At 73.9% G+C, this 22,354-nt stretch carries 22 protein-coding genes; 14 read left to right on the top strand and 8 right to left on the bottom strand.

The features are described 5' to 3' along the window. Nucleotides 1–32: 32 nt before the first annotated feature. Nucleotides 33–941 carry a carbohydrate kinase family protein gene (locus H1A17_RS11990; protein WP_145918508.1) on the bottom strand — a complete coding sequence of 303 codons (909 nt, stop codon included), beginning with the start codon at nt 939–941 and terminating at the stop codon, nt 33–35. Next, nucleotides 938–1,864: a pseudouridine-5'-phosphate glycosidase gene (locus H1A17_RS11985; RefSeq protein ID WP_194821887.1), complete on the bottom strand. Its 927-nt coding sequence runs from the start codon at nt 1,862–1,864 to the stop codon at nt 938–940. Before H1A17_RS11985 ends, H1A17_RS11990 begins: the two co-directional genes overlap by 4 nt. 84 nt (nt 1,865–1,948) lie before the next feature. On the opposite strand from H1A17_RS11985, the gene H1A17_RS11980 reads away from it, so the two are divergent. The 3 genes from H1A17_RS11980 (at nt 1,949) to H1A17_RS11970 (ending at nt 4,763) form a co-directional block, all read left to right on the top strand. Beyond that, nucleotides 1,949–2,173: a DUF3039 domain-containing protein gene (locus H1A17_RS11980; RefSeq protein WP_194821886.1), complete on the top strand. Its 225-nt coding sequence runs from the start codon at nt 1,949–1,951 to the stop codon at nt 2,171–2,173. A gap of 41 nt (nt 2,174–2,214) precedes the next feature. Further along, on the top strand, nt 2,215–2,865 hold the full coding sequence (locus H1A17_RS11975) for a trimeric intracellular cation channel family protein (RefSeq protein WP_088646451.1): 651 nt from the start codon (nt 2,215–2,217) through the stop codon (nt 2,863–2,865). Between the two features lie 164 nt (nt 2,866–3,029). Further along, nucleotides 3,030–4,763, top strand: coding sequence for a DEAD/DEAH box helicase (locus H1A17_RS11970; RefSeq protein WP_194821885.1), 1,734 nt, complete (start codon nt 3,030–3,032; stop codon nt 4,761–4,763). Between the two features lie 241 nt (nt 4,764–5,004). Here H1A17_RS11970 and H1A17_RS11965 read toward each other — a convergent pair whose 3' ends face one another. Continuing rightward, nucleotides 5,005–5,238, bottom strand: coding sequence for a hypothetical protein (locus H1A17_RS11965; protein ID WP_088646450.1), 234 nt, complete (start codon nt 5,236–5,238; stop codon nt 5,005–5,007). Nucleotides 5,239–5,486: 248 nt separating this feature from the next. Further along, nucleotides 5,487–7,094: an RNA polymerase sigma factor gene (locus H1A17_RS11960; RefSeq protein WP_145918511.1), complete on the bottom strand. Its 1,608-nt coding sequence runs from the start codon at nt 7,092–7,094 to the stop codon at nt 5,487–5,489. A gap of 448 nt (nt 7,095–7,542) precedes the next feature. Between H1A17_RS11960 and H1A17_RS11955 the strand changes: the two genes are divergently transcribed. After that, complete coding sequence (locus H1A17_RS11955) at nt 7,543–8,355, top strand: inositol monophosphatase family protein (RefSeq protein ID WP_145918512.1); 813 nt, start codon at nt 7,543–7,545, stop codon at nt 8,353–8,355. Nucleotides 8,356–8,461: 106 nt separating this feature from the next. On the opposite strand, the gene H1A17_RS11950 is transcribed toward H1A17_RS11955, so the two are convergent. Then, on the bottom strand, nt 8,462–8,977 hold the full coding sequence (locus H1A17_RS11950) for a LytR C-terminal domain-containing protein (protein WP_194821898.1): 516 nt from the start codon (nt 8,975–8,977) through the stop codon (nt 8,462–8,464). 433 nt (nt 8,978–9,410) lie between these two features. Here H1A17_RS11950 and H1A17_RS11945 point away from each other — a divergent pair, with 433 nt between their 5' ends. Next, a complete protein-coding gene (locus tag H1A17_RS11945) occupies nt 9,411–9,707 on the top strand; it encodes a DUF4193 domain-containing protein (protein WP_067315205.1) in 297 nt (98 codons plus the stop codon). A gap of 134 nt (nt 9,708–9,841) precedes the next feature. Next, a complete protein-coding gene (locus H1A17_RS11940; RefSeq protein ID WP_228543369.1) occupies nt 9,842–10,699 on the top strand; it encodes a hypothetical protein in 858 nt (285 codons plus the stop codon). A gap of 65 nt (nt 10,700–10,764) precedes the next feature. On the opposite strand, the gene H1A17_RS11935 is transcribed toward H1A17_RS11940, so the two are convergent. Continuing rightward, on the bottom strand, nt 10,765–11,265 hold the full coding sequence (locus H1A17_RS11935) for a DUF3093 domain-containing protein (protein WP_145918513.1): 501 nt from the start codon (nt 11,263–11,265) through the stop codon (nt 10,765–10,767). Nucleotides 11,266–11,349: 84 nt separating this feature from the next. Between H1A17_RS11935 and dut the strand changes: the two genes are divergently transcribed. The 4 genes from dut (at nt 11,350) to H1A17_RS11915 (ending at nt 13,886) form a co-directional block, all read left to right on the top strand. Then, on the top strand, nt 11,350–11,880 hold the full coding sequence (gene dut, locus H1A17_RS11930) for a dUTP diphosphatase (protein ID WP_240762694.1): 531 nt from the start codon (nt 11,350–11,352) through the stop codon (nt 11,878–11,880). 25 nt (nt 11,881–11,905) lie between these two features. After that, entirely contained in the window at nt 11,906–12,559 is a 654-nt protein-coding gene (locus H1A17_RS11925) for a DUF3710 domain-containing protein (protein WP_145918514.1), read from the top strand. A gap of 266 nt (nt 12,560–12,825) precedes the next feature. Continuing rightward, a complete protein-coding gene (locus tag H1A17_RS11920; protein ID WP_088646422.1) occupies nt 12,826–13,206 on the top strand; it encodes an OB-fold nucleic acid binding domain-containing protein in 381 nt (126 codons plus the stop codon). Next, entirely contained in the window at nt 13,203–13,886 is a 684-nt protein-coding gene (locus H1A17_RS11915; protein ID WP_145918515.1) for a DUF3159 domain-containing protein, read from the top strand. Before H1A17_RS11920 ends, H1A17_RS11915 begins: the two co-directional genes overlap by 4 nt. Before the next feature lie 103 nt (nt 13,887–13,989). Here H1A17_RS11915 and H1A17_RS11910 read toward each other — a convergent pair whose 3' ends face one another. Continuing rightward, on the bottom strand, nt 13,990–14,679 hold the full coding sequence (locus H1A17_RS11910; RefSeq protein WP_145918516.1) for a TrkA family potassium uptake protein: 690 nt from the start codon (nt 14,677–14,679) through the stop codon (nt 13,990–13,992). A 3-nt stretch (nt 14,680–14,682) separates the two neighbouring features. Next, on the bottom strand, nt 14,683–15,348 hold the full coding sequence (locus tag H1A17_RS11905; protein WP_088646419.1) for a TrkA family potassium uptake protein: 666 nt from the start codon (nt 15,346–15,348) through the stop codon (nt 14,683–14,685). A 161-nt stretch (nt 15,349–15,509) separates the two neighbouring features. Between H1A17_RS11905 and H1A17_RS11900 the strand changes: the two genes are divergently transcribed. The 4 genes from H1A17_RS11900 to dxs all read left to right on the top strand — a co-directional run bounded on the left by H1A17_RS11900 (nt 15,510) and on the right by dxs (nt 22,267). Further along, complete coding sequence (locus H1A17_RS11900; protein WP_145918517.1) at nt 15,510–17,579, top strand: APC family permease; 2,070 nt, start codon at nt 15,510–15,512, stop codon at nt 17,577–17,579. Nucleotides 17,580–17,659: 80 nt separating this feature from the next. Then, nucleotides 17,660–18,988, top strand: coding sequence for a class I SAM-dependent RNA methyltransferase (locus H1A17_RS11895; RefSeq protein WP_375372810.1), 1,329 nt, complete (start codon nt 17,660–17,662; stop codon nt 18,986–18,988). Nucleotides 18,989–19,001: 13 nt separating this feature from the next. Further along, entirely contained in the window at nt 19,002–20,192 is a 1,191-nt protein-coding gene (locus H1A17_RS11890) for an anhydro-N-acetylmuramic acid kinase (RefSeq protein WP_194821884.1), read from the top strand. A gap of 119 nt (nt 20,193–20,311) precedes the next feature. Continuing rightward, nucleotides 20,312–22,267, top strand: a complete 1,956-nt coding sequence (gene dxs / locus H1A17_RS11885; RefSeq protein WP_145918519.1) for a 1-deoxy-D-xylulose-5-phosphate synthase — start codon at nt 20,312–20,314, stop codon at nt 22,265–22,267. Nucleotides 22,268–22,354: the final 87 nt, after the last annotated feature.

Raw genomic sequence — 22,354 nt, 5'->3', positions numbered from 1 at the left:
GGGGCCGGCCGGTGCGGGCGTAGCCGGCACCGCTACCCGCCGGTCGCCTCCGGGCGGGCACCCACCATCGAGACCGCCAGGGCGCCCAGGTCGGCGGCCCGGGTCAGCGCGGCACGCGGGGTCGCACCGGTCGTCCACGCGGTGAGCAGGCCGGCCGCGAAGGCGTCCCCGGCCCCGGTGACGTCCACCACGGCGACCCGCAACGACGGCGTCACCCCCACGGTGGCCCGCCGGTCCACCCAGATCGCGCCCGCCCCGCCGCGCTTGACCACCACCCGTCGGGCCGCCGCCGACAACGCCCGCGCCTGGGCCGCCGGGTCCAGCCCGCCGGCCAGCACCCCCGCCTCGTCCGCGTTGACCAGCAGCAGGTCGACGTCGCGTACCCAGGACAGGAAGGCCGCCGCGCCGATGCGCCGCAGCGGCGCGGCGGAGGCGGCGTCGACGCTGGTGGTCAGCCCCCGCTCGCGGGCGACGGCCAACGCGCGCAGCCCGGCCGGTCGCGACCCGGCATCCAGCAGGCAGTACGCGGACAGGTGCAGGTGGGTGGCGTCGGGCGTCGCCGCCAGGGCCCGGTCCACGTGGTCGGCGGTCAGCCGCAGGTTCGCCCCCCGCTCGGTGACCATGGTCCGCTCGTCGGCGGTGGCCAGCACGATCACCGTCCCCGTGGTGGCCTGCGGGTGCACCTCGATTGCGCAGTCCACCCCCGCCCGTTCCAGCTCGGCCACCCGGTCCCGGCCGGCGCTGTCGTCGCCGACCGCGCCGACCAGCGTCACCGGCGCGTGCTGGGCGGCGATCCAGGCGGCGGTGTTGGCCGCCTGCCCGCCGCCGGTGACCCGGATCGTCGCCGGGGTGTCCGAGCCGGTGGCCAACGCGCCGGCCAGCACGGCGACCACGTCGGTGATCAGGTCGCCGACCACCACGATCCGACCGGGAGCGGTCATGCGGCGGGGCGCGGGGCGGCCGCGACCGCGATCCGGGCGGCCAGATCGGCGTTGCGCAGGATGATCCGGACGTTGACCGCCAGGCTGGCGCCCTCGGTGGCCGAGTGGAAGTGGGCCAGCAGGAACGGGGTGACCGCCTTGCCGGTGACGCCGTCGCGGCCCAACCGGGCCAGGCCCTCGGCGAGGGTACGGTCGTGCAGCGCCGGGTCGAGCTGCTCGTCGACCGGGAGCGGGTTGGCCACGATCAGGCCGCCGCCGTGCACCCCGTGCTGCTCCCGGGCGGCGAGCACCGCGGCGACCTGCTCCGGGGAGTCCACCGACCAGTCCAGGTCGAACCCGGAGTCGGTCAGGTAGAAGCCGGGGAACCGCCGGGTGCGGTAGCCGACCACCCCGACACCGAGGGTCTCCAGCCGCTCCAGGGTCGCCCCGACGTCCAGGATCGACTTGACCCCGGCACAGACCACCGTGATCGGGGTACGGGCCAGGGTGACCAGGTCGGCCGACTCGTCGAAGGTCTGCGCCGCCTCCCGGTGCACCCCGCCCAGCCCGCCGGTGGCGAAGACACTGATCCCCACGGCGGCGGCCACCGCGCTGGTGGCGGCCACGGTGGTGGCCCCGTCGGCCCCGGTGGCGGCGGCCACGGCGAGGTCCCGGACGGAGAGCTTCGCCACCCCGTCCACGGTGGCGAGCCGGGTCAGCTCGGTGTCGTCGAGGCCGACGACGAGTTCGCCGCCGACCATCCCGATGGTGGCGGGGACGGCTCCGGCGTCGCGTACCGTCTGCTCGATCTGGCGGGCGACCCGCAGATTGTCCGGTCGGGGCAGACCGTGCGAGACGATGGTGCTCTCCAGGGCGACGACGGGACGGCCGTCACGCAGGGCTTCGACGACCTCGGTGCCGGGCCGGATGTGAAAGGTGGTCACGTCAGTTACCGTAACTGGCCGCCGTCGGGGTGGGCTGCGGTGGACCGGACCCGGCCGACCTGCCAAACTTGTGCAGTTGGAGGTGTGACTGTGAGTACCGAGGTTCTTGAGCGTCCGGAGTTGAAGGACGCCGACACGGGTCCCGAGATGTTCCATTACGTACGCAAAGAGAAGATCGCCGAGAGTGCCGTGATGGGCACCCTCGTGGTGGCGCTCTGCGGCGAGACGTTCCCGGTGACCAAGGCCGCCAAGCCCGGCTCGCCGGTCTGCCCGAAGTGCAAGGAGATCTACGACTCGTACCGCGAGTGATCCGGGCGGTCCGCCGGACCGCCCCCGTAACCTTCGGCGGTGTGACCACCTCCACCGCCCTGCTCCTGGCCGACCTGACCGGGGTGGCCGTCTTCGCCGCCTCCGGCGCCTCGGCGGCGGTGGCGAAACGGCTCGACCTGTTCGGTGTCGTCTTCGTCGGGTTCGTCGCCGCGCTGGGCGGTGGGATCTTCCGCGACCTGGTCATCGACGAGGTCCCGCCGCTCGCCTTCGCCGACTGGCGCTACGCCGCCACCGCCGCGGTCACCGCCACCGCCGTGTTCTGGCTGCACCCGCAGCTCGCCCGGCTGCGGACCACCGTGCTGGTGCTCGACGCCGCCGGGCTGGGCCTGTTCACCGTCACCGGCACGCTCAAGGCGCTCGACGCCCGGGTGCCGGCGGTCGGCGCGGTGGTCATCGGCATGCTCACCGCGATCGGCGGCGGGCTGGGCCGGGACCTGCTCACCGCCGAGATCCCGGTGGTGCTGCGCCGGGAGATCTACGCCGTCGCCGCGCTCGCCGGATCGATCATGGTGGTGCTGCTGTCGGCGCTGGGGTACGCCGGAGCGGGCGGGCTGACCGCGGCGGCGCTGCTGGTCTTCGTACTGCGCCTGGTGGCGCTGCGGCGACGCTGGTCGGCACCCGTGGCGACGATGCGTCCGCCGGAGACCGGCCTCGGCCGCCCACCCGGCTGACCGGCGGCGGGACCGGTCGGCGTGGTGTCGGCTGGGGTTGCCGGGCCCGGCTGGTTATGCTGGGCCGGCCTTCGCGGCATGCTCTGCGCGGAGGCGTTTTCATGGGCGGCGGTACCGTGGCCCTCGGCCCGGATCCGCCTCGTGCGGTCGGAGAGGAGCCTCGGGTGGCACCCCGGTTGCCGGCGTTGGAGACGTTCCCGCCCCTGCGTGCCTGGCAGCGCAAGGCGATGGTGGAGTACCTGCGCCGTCGTACCGAAGACTTCACCGCGGTCGCCACTCCCGGTGCCGGCAAGACCACCTTCGCCCTGCGGATCGCCGCCGAGCTGCTGGTCGACGGCACCGTCGAGGCGGTCACCGTGGTCGCCCCGACCGAGCACCTGAAGACCCAGTGGGCGCAGGCCGCCGCCCGGGTCGGCATCCAGCTCGACTCCGCGTTCCGCAACGCCGACCTGCACTCCGCCGCCGACTTCCACGGCGCGGTCGTCACCTACGCCCAGGTGGGGATGGCCCCGCAGGTGCACCGGCGGCGCACCATGACCCGCCGCACGCTGGTCATCCTCGACGAGATCCACCACGCCGGGGACTCCCGCTCCTGGGGTGACGGGGTCAAGAACGCCTTCGAACCCGCCGTACGCCGGCTGATGCTCACCGGTACGCCGTTCCGCTCCGACGACAACCCGATCCCGTTCGTCACCTACGAGCGCGGCGGCGACGGGCTGCTGCGCTCCCGCGCCGACTCGGTCTACGGCTACTCCGACGCGCTGCGCGACGGCGTCGTGCGCCCGGTGCTGTTCCTGGCGTACTCGGGGGAGACCCGCTGGCGTACCAACGCCGGGGACGAGCTGGCGGCGCGGCTCGGCGAGCCGATGACCCAGGACCTGATCGCCCAGGCCTGGCGGACCGCGCTCGACCCGGCCGGGGACTGGATGCCGCAGGTGCTGCGGGCGGCCGACGCCCGGCTGACCGTGCTGCGCAACGCGGGGATGGCCGACGCCGGTGGCCTGATCATCGCCAGCGACCAGCAGAACGCCCGCTCGTACGCCAAGCTGATCGAACAGGTGACCGGGGAGAAGGCCACCGTGGTCCTCTCCGACGACCAGGGCGCGTCCGCGCGGATCGCGACGTTCGCGGCATCCGGGCAGCGGTGGCTGGTGGCGGTCCGGATGGTCTCCGAGGGCGTCGACATCCCCCGGCTGGCGGTCGGGGTGTACGCCACCAGCGCCAGCACCCCGCTGTACTTCGCGCAGGCCATCGGCCGGTTCGTCCGGGCCCGCCGCCCCGGCGAGACCGCCTCGGTGTTCGTGCCGAGCGTGCCGCATCTGCTCGGGCTGGCCAGCGAGATGGAGGCCGAGCGGGACCACGTGCTCGGCAAGCCCAAGGACCGCGAGGGTTTCGACGACGACCTGCTGGAGCGGGCCCAACGCGACGAGCAGGCCAGCGGCGAGCTGGAGAAGCGGTTCACCGCGCTGTCCGCGACGGCCGAACTGGACCAGGTGATCTTCGACGGGGCCTCCTTCGGCACCGCCGCCCAGGCCGGCACGCCGGAGGAGGAGGAATACCTCGGGCTGCCCGGTCTGCTCACCGCCGACCAGGTGTCGCTGCTGTTGACCAAGCGGCAGGCCGACCAGCTCGCCGCGCAGCGGCGTCGGACGGCCGTCCAGGCCGCTGAGCCGGCCGCTGCGGCCCCGGCCGCGCCCGCCGTACCTCTGAGTGCCGCCCAGCGCCGGGTGGCGCTACGGCGTCAACTGAACGCTCTGGTGGCCGCCCGGCACCACCGCACCGGACTGCCCCACGGCAAGATCCACGCCGAGCTGCGCCGACTCTGCGGCGGCCCGCCCAGCGCCCAGGCGACCATCGAACAACTCGAAGAACGCATAGCCACCGTCCAGACCCTCTAACTCCCCCCGCCCCGCCCCGCCCCGCTCCGGCCTCCGCACCCCGCCTCCGCGCCCCGCCTCGGTGATCAAGAGGTTTCGGTCATCTGGCGGTGGTCCGGTGACCTGAACCTCTTGATCACCGGGGGCGGCGGGGTCGGGGTGAGGCGGCGGGCGGTGGTGGGGAGTGGGGTGGGAGCGAATAGCCGGGCGGAGGCACCCACAGGGTGCCTCCGCCCGGCGATGTCGTCGTTGGGGTTTCGGGTCAGTTCGCCATCAGATCGGCGCCTCGCCAGCTGAACTCCGGGTCCGTCGCGAACTTCACCGTGATCTTCACGAGATCCTCGGCGTACTTGTTCGCGTGGTGCCCACAGAACACCAACTCGCTCCCACCCGCCAGAGTGATACGGAGCTTGCCGGCAGCATTGCAGCGGTCGCACCGTTCATCGGCGGCTGGGGGAGCCACCGTTTCGGGCGGCGGCGTGAGGGTCGGGGTCATCGCCTTCCTCCTCTGGTCGTCACCGATGAACACTCTCTTCGGTCGTTGCTCACTCATCGTGCAACACCCTTACCGGGCCCCGCCTTCCCAGTGTGCCCGCGGGGGACCGAGGTCACACCTGGCGGGAAGGACAGTGTGCCGTGCACCCAGGGTGCCACGTCAACGATCACAAACACGTATTGGACCGGTCACCTTCGCATGTTCTACGCCTGGTGATCAAACCGACACGACGGGTTGACGTGACCGGCTCAGTCCAGGTAGTCCCGGAGCACCTGGGAGCGCGACGGGTGCCGGAGCTTGGACATCGTCTTGGACTCGATCTGCCGGATCCGCTCCCGGGTCACCCCGTAGACCTGGCCGATCTCGTCGAGGGTGCGTGGCTGGCCGTCGGTCAGGCCGAAGCGCAGCCGGACCACCCCCGCCTCCCGCTCGGAGAGCGTCTGCAGGACCTGCTGGAGCTGGTCCTGCAACAGGGAGAACGAGACGGCGTCGACCGCGACCACGGCCTCCGAGTCCTCGATGAAGTCACCGAGCTGGCTGTCACCCTCGTCACCGATGGTCTGGTCGAGCGAGATGGGCTCCCGGGCGTACTGCTGGATCTCCAGCACCTTCTCGGGTGTGATGTCCATCTCCTTGGCCAGCTCCTCCGGGGTGGGCTCACGGCCCAGGTCCTGGAGCAGCTCGCGCTGGATGCGGCCGAGCTTGTTGATCACCTCGACCATGTGCACCGGGATGCGGATGGTGCGGGCCTGGTCGGCCATCGCCCGGGTGATCGCCTGCCGGATCCACCAGGTGGCGTACGTGGAGAACTTGTAGCCCTTGGTGTAGTCGAACTTCTCGACCGCGCGGATCAGGCCGAGGTTGCCCTCCTGGATCAGGTCGAGGAAGGCCATCCCGCGCCCGGTGTACCGCTTGGCCAGCGAAACGACCAGCCGGAGGTTCGCCTCCAGCAGGTGGTTCTTGGCGCGCTCGCCGTCCCGGGAGATCCACAGCAGGTCGCGCTGCATGTCGCGGGTCAGCTTCTCCTCGCCGTCGTCGGCGGCGCGCAGCCGCTCGGCGGCGTAGAGCCCGGCCTCGATCCGCTTGGCCAGCTCGACCTCCTGCTCGGCGTTGAGCAGCGGAACCTTGCCGATCTGCTTGAGGTACGCCCGGACGGAGTCGGCGGAGGCGGTGAGCTCGGCGTCCCGCCGGGCCTGCTTGAGCGCCTCGGACTCCTCGTCGTCCCACTCGAAGTCGTTGTCGGTGGCGGAGGCGGCGGCGTCGGTCTCGGCGGCCCGGGCCAGCTCGGCCGGCTCCTCCACCACCACGTCCTCGATCTCCGCGGCCAACTGCTCGGGATCGATCTCGCCCTCGGCGCCCTCGCCCTTGGCCTTCGCGGCGGCCTTGCCGGCCCCGGCGGCGGCCACCGTCGCCTTGGTGGCACGGGTGGACTTCGTCGCCTTGGCGGCCGGCGTGGCGGCCTTCGCGGCCACCCCCGCGGTGGTGGCCGCCTTGCGTGGGGTCGCCTTGCGCGGAGCGGGCGCGGTGGCCTCCTCGGCGGCGGGCGCCTGCTTCGGAGCCGGCGCGGCGGCCTTCTTGGTGGTCTTGGCGGTGGTGGCCCGCGAGGCCGGTGTGGCCGACCGGGCGGCGGCCACCCGGCGGGGGCGGGTGCTGGCGGAGCCGTCGACCACCACGGTCACGCCCGCCTCGGAGAGCGCCCGCAGGATCTTCTTGGCCTGGGCCGGGGTCACCTCGGCGGACTCGACGGTGCGCGCGAGCTGGGCCGACGTCAACTGGCCACCGGCGCTCTGGGCGTGGGCGATCAGGGTGTCGGTGAGCGAGCGAACGTCGGCGCCGGGCTGGCGGGGTTCTGTCACGAATGACCTTCCGGAGGCGAAGAGCGAGCACGGCCGGAGTCGTCCGGCACAGCGTGGCATGCCGTGCCGTCGACGTCGTTGAGTGGCCCCCGTGTCCCGGGCCGGCTGTGCGGCGGTGGTCCGTGGCGCGTGGGCAGGGTGAATTGTAACCCCGGTTGGCGCGATCATCCTGCGGCGCACGGCAACCGGCCGTCTGTACCACCGGTTCGGCACGGATGTCGACTTTGTGGCCATCCTATCGACCCGTCCCGGCGGTCGGTCGGTCGACGCCGGAAACCGCCCGTCGCACCGGGTGCGTCCGGCCGCAACGGTGCCTGCCTATGCTGTCCGGACGAGATCGACGACGCGCGACGGGCACGCGCCGCGCGGGACGGCGGGGGTGGCGCGCCGACGGCTCCCGACCGGTACGCCCGGTGCGCGTACGGCGCCGCGAAGGGGGCAGGGTTCGATGACCGGTTCGACGCCTACCGCACAGGAACTGCTCGGGATCGCCGTCGGGGTGGCCCGGGACGCGGCCGGCACGGCGGCCCGGATGCGGGCCGAGGGCGTCTCGGTCGCGGCGACCAAGAGCACCGCCACCGACGTGGTCACCGCCGCCGACCGGGCGGTGGAGCGGCAGGTCCTGGCCGCCCTGCGCGCGGTCCGGCCGGCCGACGTGGTGCTCGGCGAGGAGTACGGCGGGGCCGAGGCCGGCGCGGACGGCGTGCGCTGGATCGTCGACCCGATCGACGGCACGGTGAACTACCTGTACGGGCTGCCGTACTGCGCGGTCTCGCTCGCCGCCGAGGTGGACGGCCGGGTGGTCGCCGGGGTGGTGCGCAACGTCTCGACCGGCGAGGAGTGGACCGCCACCGCCGGCGGTGGCGCCTGGCGCGACGGCCGGCGGCTGCGCTGCTCGACCGAGACCGAGCTGGGACAGGCGCTGGTCGCCACCGGGTTCGGCTACGACGCCGGCCGCCGCCGGCACCAGGCCCGGGTGGTCGCCGAGCTGATCGGGGACGTGCGGGACATCCGGCGGATGGGGGCGGCGGCGCTGGACCTCTGCCTGGCCGCCGAGGGGCGGGTGGACGCCTACTACGAGAAGGGGCTGGCCGCCTGGGACCTGGCCGCGGGCGGGCTGGTCGCCACGGAGGCCGGGCTGCGGGTGACCGGGCTGGACGGTCGTCCGGCCGGCCCCGACCTGGTCATCGCGGCCCCACCGGCGCTCTTCACGCCGCTGCACACCCGGCTGGCCGCGCTGGACGCCTCCGGCGGCCCCTGAGCACCCCCCGACCGCCGCGGGCCGGCTGCCGGCTCACGGTCCGGCGGACGGCCGGGCCGGGGACCGGCGGCGGGGCCGACCGGTCGCCGGTGACCGGCGGGGCCGGTTACTTGTCCTCCACCGGCATCGGGCAGGAGCCCTCCGGGGCGACCGGCGCGCCCAGGTCGCCGAGGGACTGGTTGACCTCGGTGGTGGTGGCCAGCTGCTGGAAGCTGTCGCCCAGCACCACGTCGACTGTGTCGTCCTGGCGCTTGGGGTCGTAGTCGCGTTCGGCGTTGTTGAGGAAGAACGCGCGCAGCAGGTGCGCCGAGCCGACCCCCTTGGGGCCGAACCGCAGCAGCGCGACGCCGTCGAAGTGCGCGGCGTTGCCCTCCTTCTTGACCTGGAACTTCCGGTTCCGGAAGTCGTCGCCCACGCTGCTGGCCAGGCCCGGTTCGTTGGTCCCGTTCAGGATGTTGATCTTGACATCCTTGTAGGTGCGCAGGGACAGGTCGGCCAGCGGCCAGCCCTCGGGGCACCCCCTGGCGTTGGCCCCGCTGCCCTGGGTGTCGCGGACCACGGCGACGATGACGATGACCAGGGCGACGACCGCCAGCAGGCCGACGACAACGAGTGCTCGCACTCGCGCAAAGCTCATCTGGGTGCTCCCCGGACAGTGGGTGGTGGCGGCGAACGTCGGCGGCGGGCAGCGCCGTCGGCCGTCGAGTACGCCGCTGAGGTTAACGGTTGTCCGGCGGACGCGTGGAAACAGTCCGACATGCCGGCGCGCCAACCGGGAACGGGGTACTACTACCCCTATCTTCGTGTCGCCTGAGTCACATTGGGAACATCTTGGGCCGCTGGGGCGTACATGTCTGCCGCGAGGGCGGTATACATGCCTCGCCCGGTAGGGGGTAAGGTACCGCGCTCGTCGGGTCCTGCCCCCGGCGACCTTGATCCAGAGGCCGTCGGGTCGGGCGACCGACACACATTGGTGGCCGGCCAGTGGGAACCGAAACAGCGTCGCCCGGCGTTACAACCGGAAGCGACAACATCGATATGGGAGAGTGAAACCGATGGCCACCGACTACGACGCCCCGCGTCGCGACGAGGTCGACCTCGGCGAGGACAGCCTGGAAGAGCTCAAGGCCCGGCGGGTCGACTCACAGTCGGGCGCCGTGGACGTCGACGAGGCCGAGGTGGCCGAGAGCTTCGAGCTGCCCGGCGCCGACCTGGCCGACGAGGAGCTGACCGTGAAGGTCCTCCCGATGCAGCAGGACGAGTTCCGGTGCGGACGCTGCTTCCTGGTGCACCACCGCAGCCAGTTGGCGGTCGAGCGCAACGGCGACCTGATCTGCCGCGAGTGCGTCTGAGCACCCACCACACCAGCGGCGGCCTCCTCGCGGGGCCGCCGCTGCCCGAGCCGCCGTGCGGGTACGGCGGGTTGCTGCTTGACTCGTGGTAAGCGCGTCCACCAGACCGGTGGACACCACGGGAGGGCAGACGGATGAACGAGCACGGCGGGTCCGATCCGGACGGTCCGAAGTCCGACGCCGGCCCGCCCGTCGTCGTTCCCGGGGACGGGACCACCGGCGTCGATCCGGCCGTCCCGCCCGGTGACGAGCTGGGTGCCACGGTGGCGGCGCTGACCGCCGACGACATCGCGCCCGCCCGCCGCCGGCAACTGCTCGCCCGGCTGGTCGGGCAGGCCCGTGGCCGGGGGCTCGCCGACCTGTTCAAGCCGCGGGCGGCGCTGCGCTGGATGACCGACACGGTCGCCGACGTCGCGCCGCACATCCCGGTCCGGGACCTGGCGACGCTGCGCCGGCACTTCCCCGGCCTGGACGACGAGGCGCTCGCCGACCGGCTGGTGCGCAACGCCACCCGGGCCACCGCCGGGGTGGGCGCGGCCGGTGGCGGCGTCGCCGCGGTGGAGTGGACCGTCGCCCCGACCCTGCTGTCCGCGCCGGTGCTGCTCGCCGCCGAGACGGTGGCCGTGGTGTCGATCGAACTCAAGCTGATCGGCGAGCTGCACGAGATCTACGGCGCACCGCTGCCCGCCGGCGGCACCCCCCGGACGATCGCCCTGGTCCAGTCCTGGGCCAGCCAGCGGGGAATCAACCCGATGATGCCGGGCGTCGGGGTCGGCGCGGTGCTCGGCACCGCCGCCCGCAAGGAACTGCGGGACACCCTGCTCAAGCGCTTCGGCCGTAACCTGACCACGCTGGGCCCGTTCCTCACCGGGGCGGCCGTGGCCAGCTATCTCAACCGCCGGGCCACCCGCTCCCTGGCCGAGCAGCTCCGCCGCGACCTGCGCCGGCAGCGCCGGGAACTGCCCGGCGGCGGACCACCCGCCCTGCCCTGACCCCGAACGGGTCCTGCCCTGATTCCGGCCCGGTCGGGCGGGTCGGGCGGTGCGACAGGCCGTGCTCAGGCCGCGTCGCGGGCGGCCAGCAGGGCGGCGGCCAGCTCGGTCGGCCGGCGGGAACTCACCACCCAGAACGGGGTGGGGTCGTCCGGATCGTCGAGCACCACCTGCACCGCGCCGCCGATCCAGGGCCGCTGCACCACGAAGGCCAGCGGGTCCGCGCCCACCCCGAGCACCTCGCGCCGGCCGGCGGCGTCGAGCGGGACGGCGTCGGCGACGTACCGGACGGGCAGGTGGGCGTCGTCGACCCACAGCTCACCGTCGGCGACCGCCACCCGGACCCGGCCCAGCCACCACAACCCCGCCAGGGTGGCCGGCAGCAGCAGTACGAAGGGCAGCCAGGCGCGTACCCCGCCGGCGCCCATCCACAGCTCGACGGCGGCCAGCCCGGCCAGGGCCACCCCGGCCGCCCAGCACCACCACGGCAGGCCCAGCCGCTCGGAGTACGCCGGGACGGCCGCGACGCGCGGCGTCGGCGACGACGGGGAAGGCGACAGGCTCACACCTCGAGGGTACGGAACACGACGGGCGGTCGACCCGGCAGGATGGCAGGGCACCCCGTGAACGCCGACGGAAGAGGCAGACCCGTGACCCACGTCGTACCCGTGCCCGTCCGGCAACTCGATCCGGAGCTGCCGCTGCCCGCGTACGCCCACCCGGGCGACGCCGGCGCCGACCTGGTGGCCGCCGCGGACGTCGAGCTGCCCCCCGGCGGCCGGGCCCTGGTCCCCACCGGCCTGGCGCTGGCCCTGCCGGAGGGCTACGTCGGCCTGGTCCACCCACGCTCCGGGTTGGCCGCCAGGCTCGGCGTGACGGTGCTCAACGCGCCCGGTACGGTCGACGCCGGCTACCGGGGTGAGATCCTGGTCAACCTGATCAACCACGATCGGGACGCACCGGCGAAGATCTCCCGTGGCGATCGCATCGCGCAACTCGTTGTCCAGCGGGTGGAGCGGGCCGATTTCCAGCCGGTGGCGGTGCTGCCCGGGTCCCGACGGGGGACCGGCGGACACGGGTCGACAGGTGGCCACGCCGGGCTCGTGCCCCCGCCCGGTGGCCCGACCCGGGCGGCGGACACCGACCGGGTCGGCGAACGGACGGAAGAGGTGGCAGGGTGAGTGCGAACAGCGGAGGGTGGGCGCAGTGATCTTCTCCCGAAAGCGGGCCGACAACGGGCGGCACGCCCGTGACGAGCGGGCCGACGGCCCCGACGCGTACGAGACGGCGGGCCCGGCCCGTGGCCCGTACGACGTCGCCGAGGCGCCGGACGACGTGCAGCGGCTCGACCTGGGCAGCCTGCACATCCCGGCGGTACCCGGGGTCGAGGTGCGGGTGCAGGCCGACCCGCAGGGCGTCATCCAGCAGGTGGTGCTCGTCAACGGGGACAACGCCCTCCAACTCGGTGTCTTCGCCGCGCCCCGGTCCGAGGGCATCTGGGACGAGGTGCGCGACGAGATCCGGCAGTCGCTGATCGCCGACGGCGCCACCGCCCAGGAGGCCCGGGGCGAGTACGGCGTCGAGCTGCACGCCCGGGTGCGTACCCCGGACGGCCCGACCGACCTGCGCTTCGTCGGCATCGACGGCCCGCGCTGGATGGTCCGGGGCGTCTACCAGGGTGCCGCCGCCACCGACCCGGCCGCGGCCGGCCCGCTCGCCACCTGCCTGGACGGCCTGGTGGTCGACCGGGGGCAGGAGGCGAAGCCGGTGCGCGAGCCGCTGCCGCTGCGGCTGCCCCGGGAGATGGCCGACCAGGCCGAGGGCGGCGACGCCGCGACGCCCGCCCCGCGCGAGGTTTGACCGACCCGTCCGGGCCGGACCCCGCCGCCTGAACCGGCCGGGTCCGGCCCGGACCGCTGTCCGCCCCCGCTGCCGCCCGGCGGAGGCCGGTGGCGCGTCCCGGCCGCGAGCCGCCGGTGGCGTTCCGGTGGGGGTGCCGACCGGGTGCGGACGCACCGGACCGCCGCCACGAGGTCGGATCGGCGTACGCTGGCGGCACGGTCCCACCCGGGGCCGGGGTGACGCCGGTGCCGACCGGTCAGCGTGGAGAGGGTGACGCGGAGGTCATGTCGACCGACGAGAGCCGGATGTCGCTACGGGGCATCCTGCGCCGGTTCACCGCCAGCGAGGCCGAGATCGAGGCGCAGGAGCTGCGCCGGGAGAGCGCCGAATCCGGTGGCGTGCTGGCCCGGCAGTGCATGCGGGGGCAGGTGGTCTCGGTCGCCGGGCGGCTCCGCACGGTGGTCTACACGCCCCGGACCAACCTGCCCACCCTGGAGGCGGACCTCTACGACGGCAGCGACGTGGTCACCCTGGTCTGGCTGGGCCGACGGCACATCGCCGGCATCGAGCCGGGCCGGCACCTCACCGCCCGGGGCCGGGTGGCCGTCCGGGACGACCGCAAGGTCATCTACAACCCGTACTACGAGCTGGAGTCGCCGAAGTGACGACGGGACAGCCCCCGGCCACCGAGCCGCAGACCAGCCCGCCGGACGACGAGCGGCTGCCCAGCCTCGCCGAGCAGATGGCCGACCAGCTCGGCGGCTGGCGCGGGCTGGTCGAGTCCAGCATCCCCGTGGTGGTCTTCGTGCTGGCCAACGTGGTCGGCGAGCTGCGACCGGCGGTGATCGCCTCGGTCGGGGTGGCGGTGCTGATCGCGATCGTCCGGCTGGTCCAGCGCCGCCCGGTCCGGCACGCCGTCAACGGGCTCTTCGGCATCGCGATCGGCGCGGCCATCGCCTGGCGTACCGGGGACGAGCGGGACTTCTACCTCCCGGGCATCCTCTACGGCATCGGCTACGGCATCGCCCTGCTGCTCTCCGCGGTGATCCGGCAGCCCCTGGTCGGGTGGATCTGGTCGGTGCTGGTGGCCAAGGGCCGTTCGGAGTGGCGCGACGACCCCCGGCTGGTGCGGACCTTCACCCAGCTCACCGTGCTCTGGGGGGTGGTGTGGCTGGCCAAGGTCGGGGTGCAGGCCGGGCTCTACCTGGCCCACCAGGACACCGCGCTGGGGGTGGCCCGGCTCGCCCTGGGCTACCCGCCCTACGCGCTGCTGCTGCTGATCACGGTCTGGGTGGTGCGCCGGGTGACCCGCGAGTCCGCCCCGCAGCCGCTGCCCGGCGGCTGACCGCCAGGTCGCATCCAGGCGGGCCCGCCAGCCCCCGGCAACCCGGGCCGGTGCGGTCCACCGCCAGCGCCCGGCCCCCGCCGGGCGGGACGACCCCGCCCGGTCAGCCCGTGCCGCGGGTCCGTTCCACGCTGTCCGGGCCGAGGATCACCCCGCGCACCTCGTCCTCCACCTGGGCGGTGCACACGAAGATCAGCTCGTCGCCGGCCTCGATCGGGTCGTCGGGGCTGGGCACCAGCACCCGCTTGCCGCGCAGGATCGCCACCAGCGCGGCGTCCCGGGGGATCGGCACGGCGTGGATCGGCTGGCCGACGTACGGCGCGGTCGGCGGCAGGGTGATCTCCACCAGGTTCGCCTCGCCCTGCCGGAACGTCATCAACCGGACCAGGTCGCCGACGGTGACCGCCTCCTCGACCAGCGCGGCCATCACCCGGGGCTTGCTGACCGCCACGTCGACGCCCCACTGCTCGGTGAACAGCCACTCGTTCTCGGCCCGGTTGACCCGGGCCACCACCCGGGGCACCGCGAACTCGGTCTTGGCCAGCAGGGACACCACCAGGTTGACCTTGTCGTCGCCGGTGGCGGCGACCACCACGTCGCAGCCCGCGACGTTCGCCTCCTCCAGGCTGGCCAGCTCGCAGGCGTCGGCCAGCACCCAGTCGGCGGTGGGCACCCGGTCCGGGCGCAGCATCCGGGGCTGCCGCTCGATCAGCATCACCTGGTGGCCGTTGTCGATCAGTTCCTGGGCGATCGACCGGCCCACGTTGCCGGCGCCCGCGATGGCGATCCGCATGGCTCAGTGCCCTCCTTCGGGCGGCGTGGCGGCCACCGCGGTGACCTGGGCGGCGATGTCGTCGGTGACCAGCAGGTAGAGCTGGTCACCCTCCTGCACGACGCTGGACGCGGTGGGCAGCATGCCGATGCCGAAGCGGGTCAGGTACGCCACCCGGGTCCCGGCCGCCTCCTCCAACTGGCGCAGCGGCCGGCCGATCCAGTCCTTGTGCACCGGCACCTCGATGATCGACACGGTGCTGGTCGGGTCCCGGAAGATCTCCACGTTGCCCTCGGGGACCAGGTGGCGCAGCATCCGGTCGGCCGTCCAGCGGACGGTGGCGACGGTGGGGATGCCGAGCCGCTCGTAGACCTGCGCCCGGCGCTGGTCGTAGATCCGGGCCGCGACCCGGGACACACCGAACGTCTCGCGGGCCAACCGGGCCGAGATGATGTTGGAGTTGTCGCCGCTGGAGACGGCGGCGAAGGCGTCCGCCCGTTCGATGCCCGCCTGGCGCAGCACCTCGCCGTCGAAGCCGGCGCCGGTGACGGTGATCCCGGCGAAGTCGGGGCCGAGGCGGCGGAACGCGTCCGCGTCCTGGTCGATCACGGCCACCGAGTGCCCCCGGGACTCCAGGCTCTGGGCCAGCGTCGAGCCGACCCGCCCACAGCCCATGATCACGACGTGCACGGTGTCCCTCCCAAGGTGCGCCCGCCTCCCGGCGACTGTCGTCTGCGAGCCTGCCACGTCCACCCCGACCACGGGGGACCGAACGGTACCGCGCCGGGGCCCGGGAAGGGGATCAGGCACCCCCCGGCGACCACCATCCGGTGGTCGTACCCTTAGCGCTTGTGGCCAGTCCCACCTCGCTGCTGAAGCGACTCCTCGTCGGTCGACCGTTCCGGTCCGACCGGCTCCAGCACACCCTCCTCCCCAAGCGCATCGCTCTGCCGGTCTTCGCCTCCGACGCGCTGTCCAGCGTCGCGTACGCCCCGGACGAGATCCTGCTGACCCTCTCCATCGCCGGGGCGTCGGCGTTCCTGTTCTCCCCCTGGATCGCCCTCGCGGTGGTCGTGGTCATGCTGACGGTGGTGGCCAGCTACCGGCAGAACGTGCACGCCTACCCCTCCGGCGGCGGCGACTACGAGGTGGCCACGGTCAACCTCGGTCCCCGGGCGGGGCTGGGGGTGGCCAGCGCGCTGCTTGTCGACTACGTGCTGACCGTCGCCGTGTCGGTCTCCTCCGGGGTGGCCAACCTCGGGTCGGTGGTGCCCTTCGTGGCCACCCACAAGGTGCTGATCGCGGTGAGCGCGGTGGTGCTGCTGACCGCGATGAACCTGCGCGGGCTGCGCGAGTCCGGCACCGCGTTCGCCATCCCCACGTACGGCTTCGTGATCGTCATCGGCGGCATGATCATCACCGGGCTGGTCCGGTACTTCGTCCTCGGTGACGACCTGCGCGCCCCCAGCGCCGGGCTGGAGATCCAGGCCGAGCACAGCGTCACCGGCTTCGCGCTGGTGTTCCTGCTGCTGCGCACCTTCTCCTCCGGCTGCGCCGCGCTGACCGGGGTCGAGGCGATCTCCAACGGGGTGCCGGCGTTCAAGGCTCCGAAGAGCCGCAACGCGGCCACCACCCTGCTGCTGCTCGGCACGATCTCGGTGGCCATGCTGGTCGGCATCATCTGGCTGGCCCGGCTGACCGGCCTCCAGTTCGTCGAGGACCCGAACACCCAGATCCTCTCCGGCCCCGACGGGTACGTGCAGAAGACCGTCACCACCCAGCTCGGCGAGACCGTCTTCGGCGGCGGGTCGGTGCTGCTCTACGTGGTCGCCGGGATGACCGCGCTGATCCTCTTCCTGGCCGCGAACACCGCGTTCAACGGCTTCCCGGTGCTCGGTTCGATCCTCGCCCAGGACCGCTACCTGCCCCGGCAACTGCACACCCGGGGCGACCGGCTGGCGTTCTCCAACGGCATCGTCTTCCTCGCCGTCTTCGCGATCGTGCTGATCGTCGGCTTCCAGGCCGAGGTGACCCGGCTGATCCAGCTCTACATCGTCGGCGTTTTCGTCTCGTTCACGCTCTCCCAGGCCGGCATGATCCGGCACTGGAACCGGCACCTGCGCCACGAACGGGACCCGGAGGCCCGCCGCCGGATCTTCCGCTCCCGGGCGATCAACGCGTTCGGCATGGCGATGACCGGCACCGTCCTGGTCATCGTGCTGATCACCAAGTTCCTGCTCGGCGCGTGGATCGCCATCGCCGCGATGGCGGTGATCTACGTGCTGATGCTGGCCATCCGCCGGCACTACGACCGGATCGCCGCCGAGCTGGAACCGACCGAGGTACGCGGCGTGCTGCCCGCCCGTAACCACGCCATCGTGCTGGTCAGCAAGCTGCACCAGCCGACCCTGCGGGCCATCGCCTACGCCCGCGCCACCCGGCCGGACACGCTGACCGCCGTCACCGTCAACGTGGACGAGAAGGACACCCGGCAGCTCCAGCAGGAGTGGGAGCGGCGGGAACTGCCGGTGCCGCTGACCGTGGTGGACTCGCCGTACCGGGAGATCACCCGGCCGATCCTGAACTTCGTGGCCAACACCCGCCGGGAGTCGCCCCGCGACGTGGTCACCGTCTTCATCCCCGAGTACGTCGTGGGCCACTGGTGGGAGAACCTGCTGCACAACCAGAGCGCGCTGCGGCTCAAGGGCCGGCTGCTCTTCGAGCCGGGCGTGATGGTGACCAGTGTGCCCTGGCAGTTGGCCTCCACCGCGACCAAGAACCTCGACCGGCTGGACGAGACGCTGAGCCGTACCCCCGCGCGGGGGCCCCGGGTCGCGCCGCGCAGCACCCTGCCGCCGCCCGTACCGCCGGTGACCGCCCCGCCCGGCGAGCCCGGCCCGTCGACCGGAGACCGCCCGTGACCGCGTACCCCGGCCCCGCCCGTTCCGCGACCACCGCCCGTTCCGGCCCGGCCGCCAGCGGCCCCGCCCGGCCGGACCGGTTGGTCGGGGAGGACCAGCGGTCCGGGTCGGATCGGCGGCCCGGGTTGGAGGAGGCCGAGCGGGTCGAGCTGACCGTCGACGCGGTCGCCCCCGGCGGGCACTGCGTGGCCCGGGTCGACGGCCAGGTGGTCTTCGTCCGGCACGCGCTGCCCGGGGAACGGGTGGTCGCCGAGGTGACCGAGCTGCACCGGGGCTTCGCCCGCGCCGACGCCGTCGAGATCGTCGAGGCGTCGCCGGACCGGGTCGCCCCGCCCTGCCCGTACGCCCGGCCGGGCGGTTGCGGCGGCTGCGACCTGCAACACGTTGCCCCGGCCGCCCAGCTCGACTGGAAGACGGCCGTGGTCCGCGAGCAGCTCAGCCGGCTCGGCGGGCTCACCGACGCCGAGATCGACGCGCTGCGGGTCAGCGTCGCGCCGCTGCCCGGCGGCCCGCTGGGCTGGCGGTCCCGGGTCCGCTACGCGGTCGACGCCACCGGCCGGGCCGGGCTGCTCAAGCACCGCTCGCACGAGGTGGTGCCGATCGACCGCTGCCTGATCGCCCACCCGGCGATCCAGGCGCTGCCGGTGCTCGGGCAGAGCTGGCCGGCGGCCGACGCGGTGGCGACGGTCGCCTCCACCGGTGGCGACGTCGTGGTCACCGCCCTCGCCGACGGGACGCCCACCCCGGTCGACCTCCCCGGCGGGCCGGCGACGACCGACCTTCCCGGGTCGCCGGTCGTCGACCGCGACGGGCCGACGGCCGGGAACGGCCCGGTGACGGTACGCGAGGTCGCCGCCGGGCGGGACTGGACGCTGCCGGCCGGCGGGTTCTGGCAGGTGCACCCGGCCGCCGCCGACACTTTGGTCGACGCGGTCCTCGACCTGCTCGACCCGCGGCCCGGCGAGTCCGTCTGGGACCTGTACGGCGGGGCCGGCCTGTTCGCCGCCGCGCTCGCCGCCCGGGTCGGCCCGGACGCCCGGGTCACCGTCGTCGAGTCCGCCGCCGAGGGGGTCGCCGCCGCCCGGCGTAACCTCGCCGACCTGTCCCGGGTCGAGGTGGTCGCCGCCCGGGTGGAGACCGCCCTGGCCCGCCGCCGGATCACCGGCCCGGTCGACCTGGTGGTGCTCGACCCGCCCCGCACCGGTGCGGGCGCGGCGGTGGTGCGGGACGTGATCGCCGCCACCCCCCGGGCGGTCGCGTACGTGGCCTGCGACCCGGCCGCCTTCGCCCGGGACGTCCGCACCTTCGGCCGGGCCGGCTGGCGGCTCGCCGCCCTGCGCGGCCTCGACCTGTTCCCGATGACCCAGCACGTCGAACTCGTCGGCCTGTTCCTGCCCCCGCCCCGCTGACTAGCCTGGCCCGATGAAGATCGTCGGGCTGATGTCGGGCACCTCGTACGACGGGGTGGACGTGGTCGCCGCCGAGTTCAGCACCGCCGGGGACACCCTGCGGATGCGTCCGCTCGGGCACCGGGAGTGCGGCTACGACGCGGAGCTGCGGGAGCGGATCGGGGCGGTGCTGCCGCCACGGCCGACCACGGTCGAGGCGGTCTGCCGGCTCGACAACGCCCTCGGCGCGGTGTTCGCCGACGCCGCCGCGCTCGGCGTCGAGCTGGCCGGCGGGTCGGCCGACCTGGTCGTCTCACCCGGGCAGACCGTCTTCCACTGGGTCGACGGCGGCACCGTGCACGGCACCCTCCAGCTCGGTGCGCCGGCCCGGGTCGCCGCCCGGGTGGGCGTACCCGTGCTGGCGGACCTGCGGTCGGCGGACGTCGCCGCCGGTGGGCAGGGCGCGCCGCTGGTGCCCGCCTTCGACGCCCTGCTGCTCGCCCCGGTCGCCGCCGGTGACCCGGGCGGGCGGCCCGACGGCGGGGTGCGGGCGGCGCTCAACCTCGGCGGCATCGCCAACCTCACCGTGGTCGCGCCGGACACCCCCGTGCTCGGGTACGACGTGGGCCCGGCCAACGCCCTGCTCGACGCGGCGGCCCGCCGGTTCCTCGACCGGCCGTGCGACGTCGACGGGGCGCGGGCGGCGGCCGGCCGGGTGCACCCCGGGCTGCTGGCGCTGCTGCTCGCCGAGCCCTACTACGCGGCGGCGCCGCCCAAGTCCACCGGCAAGGAGCTGTTCCACGCCGGCTACCTCGACGACCGGCTGGCGGCGCTCGGGGAACCGGTCGCCCGCGACGACGTGTTCGCCACGTTGACCGAGCTGACCGCCCGGACGGTGGCCGACGCCTGTGCCCGGCACCGGGTGACCGAGCTGGTGGCGGCCGGTGGCGGGGTCCGTAACCCGGCCCTGTGGGGTCGGCTGTCCGCCCTCGGCGGCGGCCGGTGGACGCTGCGCACCACCGACGAGCTGGGGGTGCCCGCCCAGGCCCGGGAGGCGTACGCGTTCGCCCTGCTCGGGTGGTTGTCCTGGCACGGGCTGCCGGGCGCGCTGCCCTCGGTGACCGGCGCCCGGCGGGCCGCCGTGCTGGGTTCCTGGACGCCGTCCGGGCCGCCGCACGGGGTGGCCGCGCCGCCCCCGCCCCGCCGGCTGGTCGTGCTCCGCTGATCCGGGCCGCCGGGCCATCACCCACGACCGGCGGCCGTCGTACCGCCGATCCGGGCCCCCACCTGCGGTGATCCACGGCCGGGCTGCGGAGTGTGCGGCGGCCGATAGACTCTCTCGTCATGAGTGTTGACGAGGACACGGCCAACCACGGTCGGCTACTGGGCACCGTCCGTGGTCCGCAGGACGTGAAGCGGATGACCGGCGAACAGCTGGACATCCTCGCCGCCGAGATCCGTGACTTCCTGATCGCCAAGGTGTCCCGCACCGGTGGGCACGTCGGCCCCAACCTGGGCGTGGTGGAGCTGACCCTGGCCATGCACCGGGTCTTCGACTCGCCGCGCGACCGGCTCCTGTTCGACACCGGCCACCAGTCGTACGTACACAAGATCCTCACCGGCCGGCAGGACGGCTTCGACAAGCTCCGCCAGCGCGGTGGCCTCTCCGGCTACCCCAGCCAGGCCGAGAGCGAGCACGACCTGATCGAGAACTCGCACGCCTCCACCGCCCTGTCCTACGCCGACGGCCTGGCCAAGGCGTACGCCCTGCGCGGCGAGCAGCGCAGCGTGGTCGCCGTGGTCGGCGACGGGGCGCTCACCGGCGGCATGTGCTGGGAGGCGCTGAACAACATCGCCACCGCCGGCAACCGGCTGGTGATCGTGGTCAACGACAACGGCCGCTCCTACTCGCCCACCATCGGCGGCCTGGCCGACCACCTGTCGTCGCTGCGGCTCAACCCCGGCTACGAGAAGGTCCTCGACACGGTCAAGGACGCCCTCGGCAACACCCCGTTCGTCGGCAAGCCGATGTACGAGGTGCTGCACGCGGTCAAGAAGGGCATCAAGGACGCGGTCGCCCCGCAGGCCATGTTCGAGGACCTGGGCATCAAGTACGTCGGCCCGGTCGACGGGCACGACGTCGCCGCCGTCGAGTCGGCGTTGCGCGCGGCCAAGAACTTCGGCGGCCCGGTGATCGTGCACGCGGTGACCCGCAAGGGCTACGGCTACCGCCCGGCCGAGGAGGACGAGGCGGACTGCCTGCACGGTCCGGGCGCGTTCGACGTCGAGACCGGCAAGCTGCTCGCCGCCCCGTCGGTGAAGTGGACCCAGGTCTTCGCCGACGAGCTGGTCGCCATCGCCGACGAGCGGCCCGACGTGGTGGGCATCACCGCCGCGATGGCCGAGCCGACCGGCATCGCCACCCTGGCCCGCAAGCACCCCGACCGGGTGTACGACGTGGGCATCGCCGAGCAGCACGCGGCCACCTCCGCGGCCGGCCTGGCGATGGGCGGCCTGCACCCGGTGGTGGCGGTCTACGCGACCTTCCTCAACCGCGCCTTCGACCAGGTCCTATTGGACGTGGCGATGCACCGGCTGCCGGTGACCTTCGTGCTGGACCGGGCCGGCATCACCGGGCCGGACGGGCCGAGCCACTACGGCATCTGGGACATGTCGGTCTTCGGGGTGGTGCCGGGGCTGCGGATCGCCGCGCCCCGCGACTCCGCCAGCCTCCGCGAGGAACTGCGCGAGGCGATCGCCGTCGACGACGGTCCCACCATCGTCCGGTTCCCCACCGGCACCGTCGCCGCCGACCTGCCGGCCATCCGCCGGGTCGGCCCGGTCGACGTGCTGGCTGAGTCGGCCCGTACCGACGTGCTGCTGGTGGCGGTGGGCTCGTTCGGGCTGCTCGGGATGGAGGTGGCGTCCCGGCTGGCCGAGCAGGGCTACGGCGTCACCGTGGTCGACCCGCGCTGGGTGCGTCCGGTGCCGGCCGAGCTGGTCGAGCTGGCCGCCGGGCACCGTCTCGTGGTCACCGTCGAGGACGGCGTCCGCATCGGCGGTGTCGGTGACGCGCTGGGCCAGGCGATGCGCGACGCCGATGTCCGGGTGCCGCTGCGCGACCTGGGCGTACCGGCCGACTGGCACCCGCACGGCACCCGGGCGCAGATCCTGGCCGACCTGCGGCTGACCGCGCAGGACGTGGCCCGTGACGTCACCGGCTGGATCTCCGGCCTGGACGGCGACGCCCCCTCGGTGGAGACGGTCCGCCTTCCGGCCCCCGACACCACCCCCAACTGATCCACCCCGACCCTGCGGGGCGGTCCCGGCACTGCCGGGACCGCCCCGCGCCGTCTCTCCCCAGCCCCGCCCCGCCCCGCGCCGCCT

It is taken from the genome of Micromonospora sp. S-DT3-3-22 (assembly GCF_015354745.1).
GTDB lineage: Bacteria > Actinomycetota > Actinomycetes > Mycobacteriales > Micromonosporaceae > Micromonospora > Micromonospora wenchangensis.
The sequence above is the reverse complement of the archived record's forward strand: the minus strand, read 5'-3'. Positions and strand labels throughout refer to the sequence as shown.